The sequence below is a fragment of the uncultured Tenacibaculum sp. genome (assembly GCF_947504135.1).
Lineage (GTDB): Bacteria > Bacteroidota > Bacteroidia > Flavobacteriales > Flavobacteriaceae > Polaribacter.
Window position 1 is genome coordinate 18,793 of record NZ_CANNGG010000003.1, and the last position, 21,038, is coordinate 39,830.

A 21,038-nucleotide genomic window follows, 5' to 3' on the forward strand; every position below is an offset into this window, starting at 1 on the left:
GTATTGTTAATTTTTCCTATATTTGATCCAGAGACAAATTCCCCCTTATTATTTGTTTCATTCTCCCTTAATAAAAGGCTTACCTCTTGTGTGTGTAAGTCTTTTTTTTGTTTTTATAAACAGTTTAATTCAACAATATAACCTTGTTACTCACCATAACTAACAAACTAAAAATCGAAATTTTTAAATCGTAAATTATTTCACGTACCTTTTTACAAGATTATTAATTTGTTCAGAAATAGACATTTTCACAACTACAAATCCGTAAACAGCTATAATAATGATACTCTTTAGCAATATGTTTACTATCGGGTGAATAGGGAAGTCTAAAATAGAAAATTTAGGCACTGAGAAGTTCCAAAAGTTAAATACAAAAAACATGATTAAAATAACAATAATCATTAAAAATGTTTTGTTTGTAAACGGCATCATGTTAAACTTCTCTTTAACAAACCACAGTTTAAACGTGTTAAATACTACAACTGTAATTAAAGTAGCCAAAGCCAATCCTTCAGTGCCCATACCTAAACCATTATAAAAATAATCGTTTAAAAAGTACACCGATAACGCCATTCCTACTCCTACTGGTAATGTAATGCGATAAAATTTAGAATTACTTATAATGGCTCCGTTGCTCCCTAAAGACATTAAAAACAACTTAGCTGAAGATATTAATAGTACCACCAAAGCACCGCCTTCAGCATAATTTTTATTAGGCATAAGTCTAAACAACTCTTCTACATTACAGTTTACTAACACATAAAACAAACCACCTATCAACAAAAGATTAATCGAACTTTTCTTATATAAGTTTTCTGTCTCAACAGGGTTATTTTCATTAAGTGCCTTAGAAGTTAAAGGCTGTAATATTTGTCCCATTGCTCTACTTGGAGCTTCAATAAAAGAACCTATAAAAACGGCAACGGTATAATAAGCTGCTTTTTCAAAGCCCTCCTTACCTGGAATCATTACTTTATCAATATCTAAAATAATCGCTCCTGCACTTCCTGCTAAAATGATATAAAAAGTGTAACGCAATACCTCTATAATATTTTCCGGTAATGAAAAAGAAAATGTTGGTGTATATAAACGAAACGCATAAACCATCATTAATAAAGTTCTTAAAGCGTATGCTAATGACATATAAATAAGAAACTCTTGTTTTGTTATAACTTGGAAAAACACTAAGAATAACATCACCATAATAGCAACTCTGTTATATAGCTCTTTTAAAACATTTCCGAAAACTGATTGCATTTGCACTCTTGCCCATGAATAAAACACTTCAAAATAAGCTGTACAAACTGCTATTATGTATATATAAATTGTATAGTTTTCAATAACTAGATTTTCTTTAGAATTACTTTTAGCAACATAATGCATAATCCAATTATGGAAATAGTCCCAAAAATATCCTATGGGAATAGCTATTAAAAGCGGTAGAAAAATTACAGAACTTAAAAATTTATCTTTTTCATTTTTTGAGGTATAGCCTGAAAAAAACTTGATAATCGTAAAATGAACACCAAAAGCAGTAATTGGCATGATTAAGTTAGACGCCGAAAACACGTAGGTTGCTAACCCGTAGTATTCATCACCTAAAAAACGAGTATACAAAACTACGGTATTGATACCTCCAATTAAGAACCCTAAATAGATTATTAACGTGTTTTTGAACGATTGTTTAAATACGATTCCCAAAGTATTATTGAATTAGTTTTTTAATTGATTGATATATTTTTTCTCCCACATTATTTCCATACAGCTCCTCTGCAAAACTTTTATCCAAAGTTAAAAACTGATTAAAATCGTTTACCAACGTTTCAGTACTTGTACCAGAAATAGTAGCATATCCGTTTTCTTCAAGCTCTTTCCATTCGGTTTCTTCACGAGCAATTACACAAAACTTTTTATTGAAGAATGCTTCCTTTTGTAACCCTCCACTATCAGTAATTACCATGCAACAATTTTTCAACAATTCTAACATTGAGAAATAACCAACAGGATCAATAAATGTGATGTTTGGCTGTAAATGATACTTCTCCAACATTTTTTTTGTTCTAGGATGCAAAGGAAGTATCACTTGTTTTGTTTTATGAATTTCTTCTAAAGCTGAAAAAACATTAGCTAATTTTTCTTTGTCATCTGTATTCTCTTGTCGATGAATTGTCGCTAGTACGAATTCGTTTTTAGCTAAGTTTAAATCACTTATAATCGTAGATTTTTCTTCGGAAACTTTGCTGTAAAACTCTACAGCATCTTTCATAATATCACCGTGTTTTTCTACTAGGGTATCAAATCCGTCAAAACCTTCGTTTTTTAAATTTGATACAGCAATTTCTGTTGGGCAACTTAACAGATTTGCTATTCTATCTGTTAAAATTCGGTTTACCTCTTCTGGCATTTGCATATTAAAAGAACGTAAACCGGCTTCAATATGCACTACTTTAACCTGTAGCTTTTTAGCTGCCAAAGCTCCTGCTAATGTAGAGTTAGTATCGCCATATACAACCACAGCATCTGGTTTTTCAGCAAGTAAGATCTCTTCTATTTTCTCTAACATTTGCCCAGTCATCGCTCCGTGATTCAATCCGTTGATGTTTAGATTGTATTTCGGTTTCGGAATTTGCATTTCTTCAAAAAACACAGCACTCATATTAGCATCAAAATGCTGACCTGTGTGCACTATTATTTCTTCAATTCCCTTATGTTTTTGAATCACTCTACTTAACACAGCTCCTTTAACAAACTGCGGACGAGCACCTAGTATGGTTACTATTTTTTTCAAGAATTAACGACTTGTTTAAGTATGATAGACAATTGTTCAGTCAATTTTTTTCGATGATATTGTGTTATATCTTTAGAAGCCACTTGCAGGTTGCCTTTTTTATAATCAACATACAACTGCATGATTTCTTTCTTCATTTTAGCTTTACCGTCAAAATCAACTATAGTTCCTGCATTGGTTTTAGTTAAAATTTCTGCTAAATCACCATCTTCAGGACCAACTGCTAAGATAGGACGTTTTGCTTGTAAATATTCAAAAATTTTACCTGTTATAATTCCTTTTGCACTCGGAACTTTATTTACCGCCAACAACAAAATTTGCGATGCTTTTTGATGCTTTTGCACTTCACTATGCGGTACGTAAGCTATTTTAGTAATGTTCTTAAACTGATATTTAGCTAGCTCCTCTTCTACCTCATTCGCTATGTTACCTATCAATTTTATTTCTAAATCTTCTGAAAACTCAGCATTTTCTTTAGATAATTCTGACAATGCCTCCCAAACTATTATCGGATTCCTATCAGCATTCATCAAACCTATGTGGGTAATTGAAAATTTCTCATCAAGCTTCACTCCCACTTCTTTTTGCTCTTCAGAATCATAGCCATTAGTGATAACGTGAATATTGTTTGAAAATTTTTCGTAATTTTTTTTCATGGTTTCCCCCACTACTAAAGTTACATCAGCATTTATAAGCACCTCTTGCTCTAATTGATGATGTTTAGCTCTTGCCTTTTGTGTTAATGGTAATTGATGAAAATAATCTATTTCCGTCCAAGGATCACGGAAATCTGCAATCCATTTTATCCCCAATGCTCTTTTCAATTGTAACCCTATCAAATGCAAACTATGTGGAGGACCTGTCGTAATAATTGCATCAATTTTTTTTTCTTCTAAGTACTTTTTTAGTTTTTTCACGGAAGGTTTTATCCAAAACTTACGAGCATCAGGAATAAAATAATTAGCTCGAACATACTGCATAACTTTTCCAAAAAAACTCGGATTTGGATCTAAAAATCCCGCACTGGTTTTCGCTCCTTTTTTCTTAAAAACTGAAAATAAATTGTTAGGCTCCCATATTGGATTCTTTATTACTTCAATTCCTTCTGGAATGTCTTCCTCTAAAGAAGCATCTATAATTGGATAGTTTGCCCCATCTACTGTAAAAATTACAGGTTCGATATTAAAATCTCGTAAGTATTTCACAAATTTTAACCAACGCTGCACTCCCGATCCACCTGCTGGTACCCAATAATATGTTATGATTAGTACTTTCAAATTATAAGTTATTGTACAAATTCACCAATCCTTTCGAAGTTTTATCCCATGTAAATTCATTTCGGATAAAAGCTTCTCCGTTTTCACCTAATTCTTTTCTCAGCAACTCATCTTTGTATAACCTCAATACTTTATTGGTAAAATCTTCTACGTTTTTTGCTTCATGTACCAATCCTGCATTTACTTTTTCTACTATGTTTTTTTGAGCTGTTACATCACTTACCAATAAAGGTTTTCTCAAACTCATGTATTGAAATAATTTATTAGCATGTGTTGTATCGTGATGTAAATTTCTGTGTAAAGGAGACAAACAAACATCACTATGTTTTATGTATTTAGGAAATGTAGTTTCTTCCTGCCATCCTTCAAAACTCACTTGTTCTTCAACTTTTAATTCTTCAGATAACTTTTTTAATTCAACATTAACACTTCCTACAATTACTAATTGAATATTATCTATTTCCTTTTTTAACGCTGGTAAACTTTTAATTGCTGTAGCTAAGCCTCTTCTCTCTCCTGTATCTCCTATGTACAGTAAATTAAAAGTATCTCTTTCAGAGTTTTCTTCAAAATTGCCTTGTTCACCAAAAAATGATTTTCTAACTGTATTAGGAACAACTACAACTTTATCAGGATTTATTTTAGTCCTCTTGCATACTTCTTCTTTTGCTTCTTCAGTAACTACAATTATGTTATCAACTGTTTTTACAAACTTTTCTTCTTTTTTTTGCCACTTTTTTGGAGATATCAATACATTCTGCGGAAACTTTTTTAAATGAGGATAAAACTTCATTATTTGAGGTCTGTTCTCATGCAAATCTAACACTACAGGAAGTTTCTTTTTTTTACAAGCGTTCAAAACCGCTTCTGCAACAACCATATCGTGTATATGAACTGCTTCAATAGAAAATTCATCAAGAAAATGAGTAATCTTTTTCTTCATTAGAATAGAGTATAGCGGAATAGTATACGCCAAAGCTGATAGTTTATATTCTAAAGTATTTGACTTATACCTTTTAACTTGAATTCCATCTATTACTTCTTTTAAAGGCTGATTCGAGTACGTTAGACAAAATAAAAAAACCTCATGCCCTGATTTGATTAATTCAATAGCTTCGTTATGCACTCTTGGATCAGGAGGGAATGTTTTGTCTAAAATCATTCCTATTCTCATTTCAAACTCTTTTTTTCAGCAAAAACAGCGTAATATCTAGGCGTATATTTTCGTAAAATAGGCCTCACTCCCAACTTATTAATAGGACTTGTCCATTTTTGTGTATCTACAATATTCCAACCAGATTTTTCTAGTAACCAATCATATTGCCAATCTTCAAACTCGTGGTAATGCCTATCCCACATATCAGTTTTACTTCTATAAGCAGTCGTAAACCATAACTTTAGAGGAACAGTGGTAATAATCTTTGTTGCTTCTATTTCTCTTAACACATTAAAAGGCGCTAACAAATGTTCAAAAATTTCAAAAGCCGTTACAGCATCTACTTTATATTCCTTTACCACTTGTGGCAACACATCTAAATCTTCTCCATTAGTATTGTATACTGTATATCCATTTTCTTCCATTATTTTAGAAAAAGGATTACGAACTCCTAAATCTAATATTTTTGCCGGAGCAGGAAGATGTTTTTGTAAAAACTCAAGTGTATGATTGTATCTCTTTTTTGGTAATGTAGAATACATGAAATTTATTTTAAAACAAATGTATTATTATTTTACCATTCTAAGCAACAGAAGTAAAAATACGTTTTGACAGGTACTAAAAGCATAAAAGCGAAGGTAATTCCTTCGCTTCTAACTTTTTAATTTCCCATAGCAATCCGTACAGTTATTGTATGTACTTTTTACTCGATACAAACATATTGTTGTTTTAGATATAAAAAAAACACTATACACCCTATTTTATAAAAAGCATAACTAAAAAATCTTATATTTGGTTTTCTAACCTATGCTTTTTATAGAAAGTATATGTTTTATTGATTTGTATAAAATGACCAGACTTTTAATTGCTATATTTATTATTCTTTTTTTCAGCACAAACAGTGCTTCTCAAACAAAAAGTTTAGATTCATTTTACCTTGATAAAATCAATTATTATAAGAACACTAATAATGATAGTTTATTTCTTTACTGTGAAAAACTAGAACAATCTAACAACATCTGTAAAAGTCTTGAGGGCTCTACTGGTAAGTCTTATGGTTTTTACCGAAAAAAAGACTACGATAAAGCTGAAAGTATATCCCTCAGAGTTATCGAACAAGTTGACTCTATATTAAATCACAAAAATCTAACTTGTCTTTTAGACAGAAAAATAGCCGCTTTAAATAGGCTTTTTTGGATTAAAAAAAATCAAGAAAAATATCAAGAGGCCTTTGCTATTCTTACACAAAAAGAAGATCTAATAGTAAATCACCCTATTAAAGATGATGTCAACTTTAGGAATATACTCGGCTTGACTCTTAGCAAAGCCGTTATAAAAAACAAGCTTGATATGCAGAGCAAAGCCAAAAGTATTTTGCTTCAGTCATTATCAGAGGCTAAAAATCCTATTTTGAAAAATGTTCAAAAAGAAGAATTTTTTCTTCACTGGAAGGCTAACTCATACAATTGTCTTGGCAACACTTATGTTTCGCTAAATAATCAGCACCCATATAAAACTTTTCTAGACTCTGCAAATTACTATTACGACAAAGCTTATGAAGTAGCTAAGATGTTTAATCCTCCTCATAAAGACTCTGAAATTATTTACAGTTTTAGAAAAACCGAGGTGTTAATGAAGCAAAATAAATATCAAAAAGCTATTGACCTTATCAATAACTATAAAAATATTAATAACGGTTATAATTACCTTCATAGAGAATATTTTCAAAAAGCTATTTGTTTCCACAACTTAAACAGTTCTGACTCCGCTGTTTATTACTCAAATAAACTTTTAAAAAGCCATAAAAAATGTGAAACAAGTAAATTAATCACTGTTTATGATATCCTTTCAAAGGAATACAACAACCTAAACAAGTTAGATAGTGCCTTTAAATACTCAGCTTTAACATTAAAACAATTTAATTTAGCTAAAAATAACAAAGACAAGACTTTTAACTTATTTTACAACAACAACTTCAACAAAGCTCAACTACTTAATCAGGAAATCAAAGAAAAAGAAGCTAGCAAACAAAAAAAGCTCACTATTTCATTTGCCATTTTATTAATAACTTTCTTTATTATTACTTTTTATCTATTAAAAAAAGAAAAAAAGAAAAAGAAAGAACTTATTTTAATGATAAATAACGACAAGCCCGTAGAGACTGAAAAAAAAGAGTACAATATTGACGAAGAACTAGAAAATAAGATTTTAAATGAGTTTAAAAATGCAACAAAAAACCTAGACTTTTTAAGACCTGATTTTTCTATTAACTATATTGCTGACAAACTAGAAACCAACAATACGTACGTTTCTTTTGTCTTTAACAAATACCATGACGAATCGTTTAAGCAATACTGTATTAAGCTTAAGATTAATTATGTTGTAGAAAAACTAAAGAACGACAAGACTTTTAGAAAATACTCTGTTCAAGCCATTGCCGATGAAATAGGCTACACCAATGCTTCAGCTTTTACAAGAGCTTTTAAAAAGCATGTAGGCGTAACTCCTTCTGCATTTTTTAAAACTCTTGACGATTAATTAAAGCTATTTTCTTTTGCCTGATATGACAAACCAACCAATAGATACAAGGATTAGTAACCCATAACAGAATAATGATAATAAACTTCCTGTTTTAATAACTGTTGGCTCGTATTTAAACATTACAGTGTGTTTTCCTGCAGGAATTTCCATCCCTCTTAACACATAATTTACTCTGTAATACGAAACGTTTTCACCATCTACATATGCATTCCATCCATCTTTATAATATATTTCAGAAAATACTGCAAACTGTTTTGAACTTGTGTTTGTTTCGTATACCAGTTCTGTAAGGTCTTTCTTCACTAAATTGATAGTTGCTGTAGTATCTTTTTGATATGTGTCTACTCCGCTAAAATCAAACTCCTTAGTATTGATTACAGCTTCCGTTTTAGTTTTTAAACTATCTAAGGCAATGATTTCCTCGTTGGCTGAAGTTACCTCTTTCAATGAATTTACAAACCAAGCACTTCCATTTACTTCTGGATTTTCTTGAAATTGCTCCTCACTCACAATAAAATACTTAGTATTCAGCATATTCAATACCTCCATATTATTTCTTGCAATCTGATAATCGAACAATTCTTGGTAACGTTTCATTTTTGCTGCATGATACCCTCCTATTGAATTATGGAAATATGAAGTTCTACCATCCTGTAACGGACTCCCAGAAAAATTCGCAACACGATAATCGCTTTTATCTTTTAATATTTCTGTATCTGCTTTGGTTTCAGTAAATGGTTTTTCTACTCTTCTTGCCGATATAAAATCTTCTTTATTTACATAATTCATATCTATCGACACCAAATCGAATAAAATCAATCCGCCCAAAACAAGTAATACTGGAACCTGCTGTAACTTTCCTTTTAAATAAAACCAAAGTACCCCTGCTACTGCTAAAACAAGCAAAAACGAACGTAAACTATCATTAAACAACATCGATTTTCTATCTGAAATCAAGGCATCTATCAACTCTGGAAGCTGTTGATAATTCGCATCACGTAATCCTTCAAAAGCAAATAAACTTGATCCGAACAATAGGAATACTAACGAAATTCCCCCTACTATGTAAAAAGCTTTTTTTACTGCTTTTTCTTTTTCTTCGGAAGGAGTTTCAGACGAAAAAAATTCTTTCAATGCTAAAATCCCTAACAACGGAACGCACAATTCTGCAATTACTTGAATAGATGATACCGCTCTAAACTTGTTGTACAACGGAACATAGTCAATAAAAAAGTTTGTAACTGCTGGAAAATTCTTTCCCCAGCTCAATACTATTGAAAATACGGTGGCTGCTACCAACCAATATTTTAAACGTCCTTTTACTAAGAAAATTCCTAAGAAAAATAAGAAAAAAACAATTGCACCTATATACGCAGGAGCCTCGACAATTGGTTGTTTTCCCCAATAAGTTAATGCTTGACTCGAATAATCTTTCGCTACACTTTTTCCTGCATTTTGTTCTAAAACTTGGTAAAAATTGGAATCTTCTCTTAACTCTTCAACAGTTCCTCCTCCTGTAAAACGAGGAATTAGTAAGTTGAAGGTTTCTGCAATTCCGTAACTATATTCAGTAATATAGTCCTTATCTAATCCTGAAGATTTTTCTTTTGGACTTCCATCAGGATTGATAGTTAATTCTGACTTTCCTCTCGTACTGTAATCAGCATATTCTTTCATTGCCAGCAACCTAGTTGAATTCGCTCCGATACCAATTAACATCGCCGCTACTAAAATTGCTGATTGCTTAAAAAACACTGATAATGTTCTCGATTTAAAAGCTTCAATAAATTCAACAATAGCTAAAATCAACAAACAAAACCCTAAATAATACGTCATTTGTGGATGGTTAGAATATATTTCTAAAGCCATAGCTAAAGCTGTGAGTACAAATCCGAGTAAATATCGCTTTCTAAAAACATAAATAACCCCTGCAATAACCATTGGCATGTACCCTATTGCATGTGCTTTTGCATTATGTCCTGCTCCAAAAATAATAATCAAATAGGTAGAAAATCCAAAGGACAAACTTCCTAAAACGGCAAGCTTCCAATCAACTTTTAAAGCTGTTAATAGTATGAAAAAACTTAAAAAATATAAGAAAAGATAATCGGCAGGTCGCGGTAAAAAACGAAAAGCCTTATCAATATATCGCACAAAATCATTCGGATAATAAGCACTTACCTGATAAGCTGGCATTCCACTAAAAGCATTATCTAACCAGTATGGCTCTTCTCCTTTTTCAGTTCTATATTCATTAACACTTTTCGACATTCCTATAAACTGAGTAATGTCACTTTGTTTTATTTGTTTTCCGCTTAAAACTGGATTAAAATACAACACCGATGCTATTGCAAAGACAATAATTGCAATTGCAAACGGTAAAATTTTCTTTAAGTTCATGTTAGTCTATTTCTTCATAGTCAACGTATTCGCCAACCGAATTATTACTTTGTTTTGTAGTATTTGGCTTTTTATCAATAACAGTTTTCCCTACTTCAACATCAGATGCTTGTTGTTCGTTTCTAAACTGTTGTTCTGCTTTCTTTTGTACTTTATCTACCGCTTTTTTTATAAGGTAAGGCGCAAATAATCTCGCCAAAAACTTTATAGCGTAATAAACTAACAGAATAATTAATATGGTCTTTAAAAAATTCACAGGTCCAGCTTCATTTATATATGTCATCTTTTTCTAAAAAATAAAAAAATCAATCAAAAATAACAATTTGAAGCAAAAGGAAGCGTTAAGACTTTACAAAACTTATATTATAAAGGTAATTGTATTTTTACGTATGTTTGTAAAACCTGAAAATCTGGACTTATTATATGATTAAGAAACTCCTTTTGTTTTTTGTATTTTTCTCAGTATTAACTGCAAACGCGCAATACACCCCTGTTATAAATTCAAATAGACCAGGTTTTTCTGAGAGCCCTTACAGCGTTGGATCAGGTGTATATCAGTTTGAATCGAGTATTTTTTATAGAAAAATTAATGCTACACCTACTTTTAGCAATCCAGAAGCCTTAGGATTGAACTTATTTTTCAGAACCAGTTTTATTTCTGAAAAATTAGAAATGAATTTAAATACTTCTTTACAAAGAGACAAAATAGCTTTTAAAAACATCTTTGAATCATCATATAACAAAACAGGTCTAAGTCAATTTAGCTTGGGTGCTAAATACCTTGTTTATGCTCCGAAGTATGATGATAAAAGTAAAGAAATAAGAAGCTGGAAAAAAAGACATTCTTTCGACTGGAAGCGTTGGATACCTCATATTGGTATTTCTGCTGGTGTAAATATTGGTAACTTTTTAACTGACTATCACAAAAGAGATGGCTTTAGTCCGAAAGTAGGTCTTTTATTGCAAAATGAGTTTTCAGACAAGTTAAATGTGATTACCAATCTTCACTACAATTATATTGGAACGGACTTTTCACAGCTTTCTTACATCGTAACAGGAACATATAATTTTAATGATTACTGGTCTGGTTTCGCAGAAATACAAGGTATTTTTGAAGAATATGAAAAGAAAACTAATATAGGTGCTGGTGCAGCCTATTTATTTAGCGAAAATTTACAATTTAACGCCTCACTAAGAGCCAATATGCAACAAGATGAAATTGGTCTTTACACTTCAGTAGGTGTTTCTTATAGACTTAATAAACACCAAGATAAATTTGTTGAAATAGATGAATTTGGAAATAAAATAGAAGAAGGCAAACAAGTTAAGTACGATGAAGACAGAAGTTTCTTTGGTCGATTATTCAGTAAGACAGGAAAATTATTTTCAAAGAAACGAGAGCAAAAAGTTGATTTAGACATTTCTAAAACTGATGGTGATGCCTTAAATCAAAAACCAAGAAGAGAACGTCAAGGATCTTTAGTAGATGTTATTGCTAAAGAAGATAAAAAACTAAAGAAAAAGACTGCAAAAGAAGAAAGGAAAGCTGCTAAAAAAGCTCAAAGAAAAGCTGAAAAAGAAGCAAAACGAAAAGAAAAAGAGCGTTTAAAACTAGAGAAAGAGATAAAAAAACTAGAAGAAAAAGAAGCCAAGCAAAAAGAGAAGGAACGCTTAAAGCTTGAAAAAGAGATTAAGAAACTAGAAGAAGAAATCAAAAAGGAAGAACAAAAAGAGGGAAAAGATCAAGAAAAAGATGACAATTAAAAATCTTACATTTGACATATGATTCAAATTAAAGAAATAACAACTAAAAAGGGAATGAAACAATTTGTTAAGTTTCCTTTTTCTCTTTATAAAAACAATAAATATTGGGTTCCTCCTATCATTAATGATGAAGTTGAAAGTTTTGATAAAGATAAAAACCCTGTTTTTGAGCATGCAAAAGCTCGTTTTTTCTTAGCCTACAAAAACAATAAAATTGTTGGTCGAGTTACAGCCATCATCAATACTTATGAAACCAAAAACCAAAACATAAAAAAAATGCGTTTTGGTTGGTTCGACGTAATTGATGATATAGAAGTAACAAAAGCTTTACTAGATAAAATTGCTGAAATAGGTAAAGAAAATGGTTTAGAATACATCGAAGGACCTGTTGGATTTAGCAACTTAGACAAAACTGGCGTTCTTGTTGAAGGATTTGACTATATAGGCACCATGATTACTTGGTACAACCATCCTTATTACGCTAAACACTTAGAGCAATTAGGGTTTACAAAAGAAAAAGAATACATAGAAAGTATCTTTTCTTTTAAAAATGTAGATATTGAAAAGTACCGAAAAGCTAGTACTATTATTCAAAAGAGATATAAATTAACCCCTCTAAATTTTACTTCTACAGAAAAAATAATGCCTTATGTTAATGAAATGTTTGAACTATTTAGTAAAACATATTCAAAACTATCAACTTACGTACCGATATCTGATGCTCAAATAGAGTACTTTAAAAAGAAATATATCAGTTTCATTAACCCTGAATATATAAAGTTTGTTGTTGATGAAAACCACAAACTCGTTGCTTTTGCTATTGTAATGCCTTCTTTTTCTAAAGCTTTACAAAAGGCTAATGGTAAGCTATTCCCCTTTGGTCTTTTTCATTTATTAAATGCTAGAAAAAACTCAAAAGATGTTACCTTTTACTTAATTGGTGTAGATCCAGAATACCAAAAAAAGGGAGTAACAGCTGTTATTTTTGAGCAGTTTCACCCCATCTTTTTAGCCAAAGGTATTGAAAACTGCATTAGAACACCTGAGTTAGAAGAAAACCACGCTATTCATCAAATCTGGAAAGCTTTTAATCCTAAAATTCATAAACGTAGAAGAACCTACAAACTCGATTTATAATGCAACTATTTTACAATTCTGATTTAGGTCCCACTTCAAAAGAAATTACTTTTGATAAAGACGAAAGTCGTCATATCATTAGAGTTTTACGTAAAAAGGAAGGAAACGTATTACACATTACCAACGGGAAAGGTTTTTTGTTTTCAGCAGAAATCATACTGGGTAGTGATAAAAAATGTATTGCCTCAATTATAAAATCAGAAGAAAAACCATTTACTAGAGATTATTATTTACACGTAGCTATTGCTCCCACAAAAAACAATGATCGTTTTGAATGGTTTTTAGAAAAAGCTACGGAAATTGGCATTGATGAAATCACGCCAATTATCTGTGAAAATTCAGAAAGAAAAGTTGTAAAAACAGAGCGGTTTTTAAGAATTGTACAAGCCGCTATGAAACAGTCTTTACAATTTACTTTACCAAAACTAAACGAGCCTATAAAGTTCTCTCATTTTATCGATCAAGACTTTACCAGCGAAACGTTTATAGCTCATTGTGAAGAAAACATCGAGAAAAAACTTTTAAAAAACATAGCTACGCCTAATAATTCTTACACTATTCTTATTGGTCCTGAAGGAGATTTTTCATCAAAAGAAATTCAACAATCTTTATCCAAAAATTTTGAACCTATTTCATTAGGAGAAACTAGATTACGAACAGAAACAGCAGGTTTAAACGTAGTTCAAAGCATTTCATACCTCCATCAATAATTCATTTTTTGTATATTTAACTTTTTGTTAAAAATACAGGTTGTGACAATAGAATATCTATTTAATCTCTTTTTATTAGTAAGTGCCTTACATGGCTTCGCGTTCAGTATCGTTTTATTCTCTTCAAAAAACGGAAGAGAAAAAAGTATGATATACTTAAACTTATTAATCTTAGTAATTTCTATAAACAATATACAATCTTGGGCTCTAGAAAGAGGCTTACTCCAAAATAAATTTGCTTTAGATTATATGCAATTTTCTTGGCACTTTTTAGCTATGCCTTTTTTATATATGTTTTTAGTTCATTATTTAGATTTACCTCAAAAATCTTTTAATGTTTTAAAATTCGCTATTCCTGCCTTTATCCTTATGGTAATAGCCCAAATAAGTTTTGTTGTGTACTACACTGATACTGCTTCGCAAGAAAGGTTAGATTACGTTTATGAAAGATATTCTTCTCTTGAAGAGTTTTTCAGTATGCTTACCTCTTTGAGCTTTTTCATATATTCAATGTATATTTTATACAAGAAAGAAAATTTATTTCCTAAAATATTATCTTTTGATAATCTAAAATGGCTTTACTCCTTCTTTATTCTTTCTTCAATAGGATATCTGCTTTGGATCCTTGCTCTTGTTGTAAAAATAAGTTTAAACTTTAGCAACTTCTTATTTTCTTATTATCCTTTAAGGGTATTTACTACTATTTTAATCTACTGGTTAGGTTACCAAGGCTTTAAACAGATTAGAATTTTAAAAGAAAGAGAAAATATTAGAAAATCTCTTTTGATTGATTTAAACGGAAATTTTAGTGTAGACACCATAAAAGTAGATACTGAAAAAAGTCCTTCTCAAAGTCAAGCTGAACGACATAAAGAACAGTTTCAAGAAATTGATGATTTTATTAAGTCTAAAAAGAAATATTTATCTACGAAATACACGCTTCAAGATTTAGCTAAGGACACAGAGTTAAGTTCCAGTACTCTTTCTTTAATTATTAATAATGTAGCTAAAAAATCTTTTACTGATTACTTAAACGAAATGAGAATTGATTTAGCAAAGACATTATTACTCGATCCAGAATATTCAGATTACACCATAACCTCTATTGGTTTAGAATCTGGTTTCAACTCAAAATCTACCTTTTATGCTGTTTTTAAAAAGCATACAGGAAACACTCCTGTAGAATTTAAAAAACTAGCATTAACTCCTATTAACGGTTAAATTTCTACTTTCTTTTTATAAAAAGAAAGTCCGAAAACACTGAAACTGGATGTTTTCGAACTCACTTCTTTTATCTGTATTTTATATTTACATAGTGAAATTAAAAAAATTAGTAATTGAAAATAGTTGAAGGGGTTTTCAATTTATAATTAAAATTTCTAAAAAAATTATTGAGAACTACTCATTCTCAATACGAAAAAGGGAGAGCTAAACTTTAAAAACACCAGTATTTAATATTGGTGTTTTTTATTTTTACTTACTTAAGCAACTTAAAAAAGCTGGCCTTTTTCATTATAAAGCTATGCTTTTTATAAAAAGTAAGTTCTAAAACACCCAATCAGACGTTATTGTACTTCTTCTATTTAATCTTTTATATCTTCGTATCGTAAATTAATTGCTTTTTGAAAAAGTGGGGACTTTTCAAATTAAAAAGTATAATTTATGTTTAAGGGGAAAATAAAAACACTAACGACCTAGTTGTTAGTGTTTTTTTTTATTACTGTTTTCTTATATTGCTTCAGCTAAGCAAAGCTTATTTTATGAAAAATATTATAACGTTTTATTTTCTTTTATTCTTCTCTAGTGTTTTCTCTCAACAAATTGCTGTTTTAAAATATAATGGTGGAGGTGATTGGTATGCTAACCCTACTGCTTTACCTAATTTAATCAACTTTACTAACCTTAACACTAAAACCTTAATTGAAAAGGATGTTGAAACTGTAACGTTAGATGATGACCAAATTTTAAATTATCCTATAACTTTCATTACAGGTCATGGCAATATTTATTTCACAAATGATGAAATTACAACATTAAGAGACTATTTAATCTCAGGAGGCTTCATACACGTATCAGATAATTATGGAATGGATTCATACATCAGAAGGGAATTAAAAAAAGTATTCCCTGAGCTAACACTTCAAGAAATTCCTAAAAATCATCCTATTTACAATCAGACATTCTCTTTTCCGAATGGATTACCTAAAATTCATGAACACGACAGGAAACCTCCACAAGGATTTGGTCTTTTTTACGAAGGAAGACTTATTGTATTTTACGATTATGAAAGTGATTTAAGCGATGGATGGGAAGACCAAGAAGTACATAACGACCCTAAAGAAATAAGAGAAAAAGCTCTTAAAATGGGAGCTAATATAATTGAATATGCTTTTAAACATTAACCCCTTACAGATTGATGACATAAAGATAAATTTTGACACAGAAGCTTTATGGATGCTTAATATAGCACTTGCTATAATTATGTTTGGTATAGCCTTAGATATAAAAATTGAGGATTTTAAAAGACTTATAAATAACCCTAAAATATTATTTGTAGGGTTGTTATCACAGTTTATTTTACTTCCACTCTTAACTTTTATATTAATCTATATTATTAAACCTTATCCTAGCTTTGCTTTAGGAATGATGATGATAGCCGCGTGTCCTGGTGGAAATGTATCTAATTTTTTTAGTAAAATGGCAAAAGGGAATACCGCATTATCTGTTAGCTTAACTGCTTTTGCAACTTTAATATGCTTGGTAATGACTCCTCTAAACTTACAACTATGGGGGAGTTTATATGAACCAACCAATATTATTTTAAAAAGTGTTTCTTTAAACCCTTTTGAGCTTTTTAAACTTGTCTTATTAATTTTAGGTATTCCAATAATTCTAGGAATGCTTGTGAACCACTACCATCATGAAATGGCGAAAAAAATTAACAAGCTATTACGACCTTTTTCTATTTTCTTCTTTATTATACTAATCGTTGTTGCGTTATATGACAATGCTAATATTTTTAAAAACTACATTCATTTAGTGTTATTTTTAGTCATATTTCATAATATTTATGCTTTTGTAATAGGTTATGTTACTGCAAAATCTTTTAAGCTAAATAATAAAGATTGTAAAACAATTTCAATGGAAACTGGTATTCAAAATAGTGGATTAGGATTGCTGCTTATTTTTAGTTTTTTTGACGGTCTGGGCGGTATGGCTTTATTAGCCGCTTTTTGGGGTGTTTGGGATATTTTTTCAGGAATGATGTTAGCTACTTATTGGGGAAGAAAAAAATAAAAATGAAAACTTTAGTATACTACTTTTTTAAAGCATTTGTTAAATCTGGCTTATTCTTTTACACAAAAAAAATAACAGCATTAGGAACTGAAAACATCCCTAAAAAAGGTGCTATTCTGTTTACTGCTAATCACCCTAACGGATTGATTGATCCACTTTTTATAGCCACACATATGAAAAGAAAAACACATTTTTTAGTACGTGCAGCTGTTTTTAATAATCCTCATATCGCTAAGTTTTTTAATTTACTTGGAATGATGCCTGTTTATCGCATTAGAGACGGGATACAACAACTATCTAGAAACGAAGAAATCTTTAACAAATGCCAAAATCTTTTAAAAGACAATAAAGCGCTACTTATATTTCCTGAAGGAACTCACAATAAAGCAAGAACTGTTAGACCTTTGAGTAAAGGGTTTACAAGAATTCTTTTTAGAACTTTAGATGAACATCCTGATACAGATATTCATATTATTCCTATAGGAATTACTTATCAAAATGTTTCTAGTTATCCTTCTAAAGTAGCTATACACTTCGGGTCACCTATTTTAGCCAATAGTTTTTATAATCAGCAAGACATTAACCAGTCAGTTAAAACAATTAAAGAGCTCGTTTCTGGACAATTAAAAGAATTAAGTGTACACATTCCTTTTGATAAAGACTACGAAGAAACCTTAACCTCTCTTAACAAAAATCAAACGGATTTCACGGATATAAATACTGTAAATGCTACCATAAAAAACAGACTTACTACAACTAAAAAAAAGAGCAGTAAAAACTACACTTTTCCTTTATTTTATCTAATTATTTTAAACAGTATTATCCCTTTTACAATCTGGAAGTTTTTAAGTAAAAAAATAGATGAAATTGAATTTATTGATACTTTTCGTTTTGGTGTAAATGCTATCCTTTTTCCTTTCTTTTATTGTATCCAAAGCTGGATAATAGGCTCATTTTTGGGGTGGAAATTTGGTTTAGCATACTTTTTATCTTCATTGTTTCTTGTACTACTTTATACTAAACTAACACCTACTTCCCCGCCATCAAAATAGCGTCTTGAATATCTTGTTGAATTTTAGTTCGAATGTTACTCTTAACTAAACCATAATTCCTCATTGTAGGGTAAATTCTATTTGATAAAAACACATACACAACACCAGTTGCAGGGTCTGCCCAAGTATACGTTCCTGTAAAACCACTATGCCCAAAGCTTACGTCTGACACACAACCACATGTTGCTTTAACTTTAGGGTTTAACTGTGGTTTGTCAAAACCTAAACCTCTACGTACTCTTTTATTCTCATAATAACGTTTATTAAATTTATGCACTGTTTCTGGTTCTAAGTACTTTTTTCCTCCATAAGAACCATCTTGTAAAAACATTTGCATAACTTTTGCCACATCATTTGCGTTAGCAAACAACCCTGCATGCCCCCCTACTCCACCTATCATAGCCGCTCCCATATCATGAACATAGCCATGAACTAATTGATGTCTGAAATAATTATCTCTCTCAGTTGGAACTATCTCACTTTTATCAAATTTATTTAATGGTAAAAAGGTCATTCTATTAGCTCCTAACGATTGATAAAACTGTTCGTCTACCAATTTATCCAAAGGTTTTTTATACTTTCTTTCTAAAATTTCTTTGAAAATATAATACCCTAAATCACTGTATTTATATCCTGGCCTTTTACGCTGTTCAGAATCTACTATTTGTTTATAGATAGAATCGGTATACTCCTTAGCTATATATAAGTTTTTAGCTACTTCTATACTGAATTTTGAAGTACGCTTCTTTCTGTAATACTTAGTTGAATTTTCTCCTGTTACACTATCTTTTGTTTGTAAATAAAACGGAATCCAAGAACGTAAACGTCCGTAATGAGACAACACTTCTTTTAACAATAGCGTATCTTTATTCGACTTACTATAACTTGGCAAAACATCTCCTAAATTTGAAAACAAACTGATTTTTCTTTCTTCTTCAGCTTTCATTATCATAGGTAATGAAGCTAAAATCTTAGTAAGTGAAGCTAAATCATACAAATCAGAATTTTTAACGGCTCTTTCTTTTGATAAGGTATGATATCCAAAGCTTTTATTGTAAATCACTTTACCGTTTTTAGCCACTAAAATCTGACCTCCTGGAGACATTTTTTCCTGTAAAATAGTATCTATTCTTTTATCTATTATTGATAATTTTTCAGAAGAGACACCGGCCTCTTCTGGAATGGTATATTGTAATACATTCAATCCTTTAGTCTCTATTCCATCTCCAATTTTAAATTCATTTTTTATTGATACTGGCAATTTCCCTTTCAAATCAAAGGCTCCGAAAAGTGCCTGCGCAGAAAGCTCTTGAGATAGTTTACTGTTTTGATATGACAATACAACTCCTTCAACATTTTCAAAAGATTTTACTTGTAATAAACTATATGGGCTTGCAAAAACATCTAAAATCACTTTATGATTTCTGGCAATTTCTTGTAACCAAACTAAATCTTTATTAGAAAACTTATAGCTTTTCCAAGCGTTTTTGTTAGACTTATGAAAACCAACTATAACAAGATTATATTTCTGTAGTTTTTGTAATAAAACACTCAAATGAGTATCTGAAACTTTATCAACATTTGCATAATTAGCTAGCATTTCATAAAAATCAGAACCACTATCATTTCCTAATGATACGTAAGCTATTTTTTTATCTTGAAGATTTTGGATAGGTAAAATACTTTCTTGATTTTTTAAAACTGTTATTGAGTTTTTTATCAATTTTCGATGCAATACCTCATCGTATGGAGAATTTAAATCTTTTGAAATATTCTCAGTAGCAATCGGTTGGTAATTGTTTAAACCAACTAAATATTTTGCCTTTAAAATCTTTTTTACAGAATGATTTAAACGCTCTTCAGTCAATTTACCTTCCGTCAACGCTTTTTTAATCAAACTTATAGATCCAGGAACATCTTGTGGAATTAACAACATATCATTTCCTGCTAAAATTGCTGCTAAATCAATTTCTGCTGGTGTTGAATAATTCGCTGCCCCTTTCATATTCAGTCCATCCGTAATAACTAATCCTTTAAAGCCCAATTGGTCTTGTAATAGATTAGTCACCACATTTTTTGATAATGATGAAGGTAGTTTGGGATTGGTTTCTAAAGCTGGAATACTTAAATGTGCTGTCATTACACTTCCTACTCCTGCTTCAAATGTTTTTTTGAATGGATATAATTCTATCGAATCTAAGCGTTGTTTACTAAAATTAATTGTTGGTAATGTATGGTGTGAATCTGCTTCGGTGTCTCCATGTCCTGGAAAGTGTTTTGCATTTGCCAAGACGCCTACTCCTTGCATTCCTTTAGTAAATGCTATAGCTTTTTCTGCAACATTTTCTTTACTCTCACCAAAAGAACGGTTTCCTATGATAGGATTATTCGGATTTGTATTTACATCTACAACTGGAGCGAAATTCATATGAATTCCTACTCTCTTACAGTGCTCTCCTATTCTTTTACCAACTTCTTGAAGTAGAACTGTGTCTTTAACAGCTCCTAAAGTCATGTTCCAAGGAAAACGATAGGTGTTTTTCAAACGCATATCCAACCCCCATTCACCATCAAAACCAACCATTAAAGGTATTTTTGCTAATTCTTGGTATTTATTGTTTAAAACTACTTGTTTATCTGGTGTTCCTTGCATAAAAATAATATTTCCTACATGGTATTTTGTAACCATATTTGAAATAAAATCTTCATGTTTTTTATCTTTATTTGAATACGCTTGTATCATAAACAACTGTCCTATTTTTTCATCAACAGACATGTTTTTCATAATACTATCTACCCAAATATTTTGTGCTATAGAATCTTTTGCCAATAAAGGGTTTACTCCTTGGACTTGGGCTTGAATTATTTGTATAAAAACAAACGTTAGTAATGTTAATACTTTTCTTTTCATATATT

16 protein-coding genes are annotated in these 21,038 nt (G+C 30.6%); 8 read left to right on the top strand and 8 right to left on the bottom strand.

Features of this window, described 5'->3' with window-relative positions:
* Positions 1-195: 195 nt before the first annotated feature.
* From Q0663_RS06255 to Q0663_RS06275, 5 genes are read right to left on the bottom strand one after another with little or no spacing between them, the layout of a single operon-like run.
* Positions 196-1,701: an oligosaccharide flippase family protein gene (locus Q0663_RS06255; RefSeq protein WP_299008158.1), complete on the bottom strand. Its 1,506-nt coding sequence runs from the start codon at positions 1,699-1,701 to the stop codon at positions 196-198.
* A 4-nt stretch (positions 1,702-1,705) separates the two neighbouring features.
* Entirely contained in the window at positions 1,706-2,788 is a 1,083-nt protein-coding gene (wecB, locus tag Q0663_RS06260) for a non-hydrolyzing UDP-N-acetylglucosamine 2-epimerase (protein ID WP_299008161.1), read from the bottom strand.
* Positions 2,785-4,065, bottom strand: coding sequence for a glycosyltransferase family 4 protein (locus Q0663_RS06265; RefSeq protein WP_299008164.1), 1,281 nt, complete (start codon positions 4,063-4,065; stop codon positions 2,785-2,787). Before Q0663_RS06265 ends, wecB begins: the two co-directional genes overlap by 4 nt.
* A 1-nt stretch (position 4,066) precedes the next feature.
* Complete coding sequence (locus Q0663_RS06270; RefSeq protein WP_299008167.1) at positions 4,067-5,239, bottom strand: glycosyltransferase family 4 protein; 1,173 nt, start codon at positions 5,237-5,239, stop codon at positions 4,067-4,069.
* Entirely contained in the window at positions 5,236-5,763 is a 528-nt protein-coding gene (locus Q0663_RS06275) for a methyltransferase (RefSeq protein WP_299008170.1), read from the bottom strand. Before Q0663_RS06275 ends, Q0663_RS06270 begins: the two co-directional genes overlap by 4 nt.
* 307 nt (positions 5,764-6,070) lie before the next feature.
* On the opposite strand from Q0663_RS06275, the gene Q0663_RS06280 reads away from it, so the two are divergent.
* Entirely contained in the window at positions 6,071-7,759 is a 1,689-nt protein-coding gene (locus tag Q0663_RS06280) for an AraC family transcriptional regulator (protein WP_299008173.1), read from the top strand.
* A gap of 6 nt (positions 7,760-7,765) precedes the next feature.
* Here the strand turns inward: Q0663_RS06280 and Q0663_RS06285 are convergent, their stop codons facing one another.
* On the bottom strand, positions 7,766-10,162 hold the full coding sequence (locus tag Q0663_RS06285; protein ID WP_299008176.1) for a YfhO family protein: 2,397 nt from the start codon (positions 10,160-10,162) through the stop codon (positions 7,766-7,768).
* 1 nt (position 10,163) lies between these two features.
* Positions 10,164-10,445: a DUF4834 family protein gene (locus Q0663_RS06290; RefSeq protein WP_299008179.1), complete on the bottom strand. Its 282-nt coding sequence runs from the start codon at positions 10,443-10,445 to the stop codon at positions 10,164-10,166.
* A 140-nt stretch (positions 10,446-10,585) separates the two neighbouring features.
* Here Q0663_RS06290 and Q0663_RS06295 point away from each other — a divergent pair, with 140 nt between their 5' ends.
* The 7 genes from Q0663_RS06295 (at position 10,586) to Q0663_RS06325 (ending at position 18,122) form a co-directional block, all read left to right on the top strand.
* Complete coding sequence (locus tag Q0663_RS06295; RefSeq protein WP_299008181.1) at positions 10,586-11,926, top strand: transporter; 1,341 nt, start codon at positions 10,586-10,588, stop codon at positions 11,924-11,926.
* Positions 11,927-11,944: 18 nt separating this feature from the next.
* Positions 11,945-13,063, top strand: coding sequence for a GTP cyclohydrolase (locus Q0663_RS06300; protein ID WP_299008184.1), 1,119 nt, complete (start codon positions 11,945-11,947; stop codon positions 13,061-13,063).
* Positions 13,063-13,773: a 16S rRNA (uracil(1498)-N(3))-methyltransferase gene (locus Q0663_RS06305; RefSeq protein WP_299008186.1), complete on the top strand. Its 711-nt coding sequence runs from the start codon at positions 13,063-13,065 to the stop codon at positions 13,771-13,773. The genes Q0663_RS06300 and Q0663_RS06305 overlap by 1 nt, the downstream gene beginning before the upstream one ends.
* Positions 13,774-13,815: 42 nt before the next feature.
* Positions 13,816-14,994 carry an AraC family transcriptional regulator gene (locus tag Q0663_RS06310; protein WP_299008188.1) on the top strand — a complete coding sequence of 393 codons (1,179 nt, stop codon included), beginning with the start codon at positions 13,816-13,818 and terminating at the stop codon, positions 14,992-14,994.
* 539 nt (positions 14,995-15,533) lie between these two features.
* Positions 15,534-16,175, top strand: a complete 642-nt coding sequence (locus Q0663_RS06315) for a DUF4159 domain-containing protein (protein WP_299008190.1) — start codon at positions 15,534-15,536, stop codon at positions 16,173-16,175.
* Positions 16,159-17,070, top strand: a complete 912-nt coding sequence (locus tag Q0663_RS06320; RefSeq protein WP_299008193.1) for a bile acid:sodium symporter family protein — start codon at positions 16,159-16,161, stop codon at positions 17,068-17,070. The genes Q0663_RS06315 and Q0663_RS06320 overlap by 17 nt, the downstream gene beginning before the upstream one ends.
* A 2-nt stretch (positions 17,071-17,072) precedes the next feature.
* Entirely contained in the window at positions 17,073-18,122 is a 1,050-nt protein-coding gene (locus tag Q0663_RS06325; RefSeq protein WP_299008196.1) for a lysophospholipid acyltransferase family protein, read from the top strand.
* Here the strand turns inward: Q0663_RS06325 and Q0663_RS06330 are convergent.
* Positions 18,100-21,033, bottom strand: a complete 2,934-nt coding sequence (locus Q0663_RS06330; protein WP_299008199.1) for a glycoside hydrolase family 3 N-terminal domain-containing protein — start codon at positions 21,031-21,033, stop codon at positions 18,100-18,102. The two genes, Q0663_RS06325 and Q0663_RS06330, sit on opposite strands and share 23 nt — an antisense overlap.
* Between the last annotated feature and the right edge of the window lie 5 nt (positions 21,034-21,038).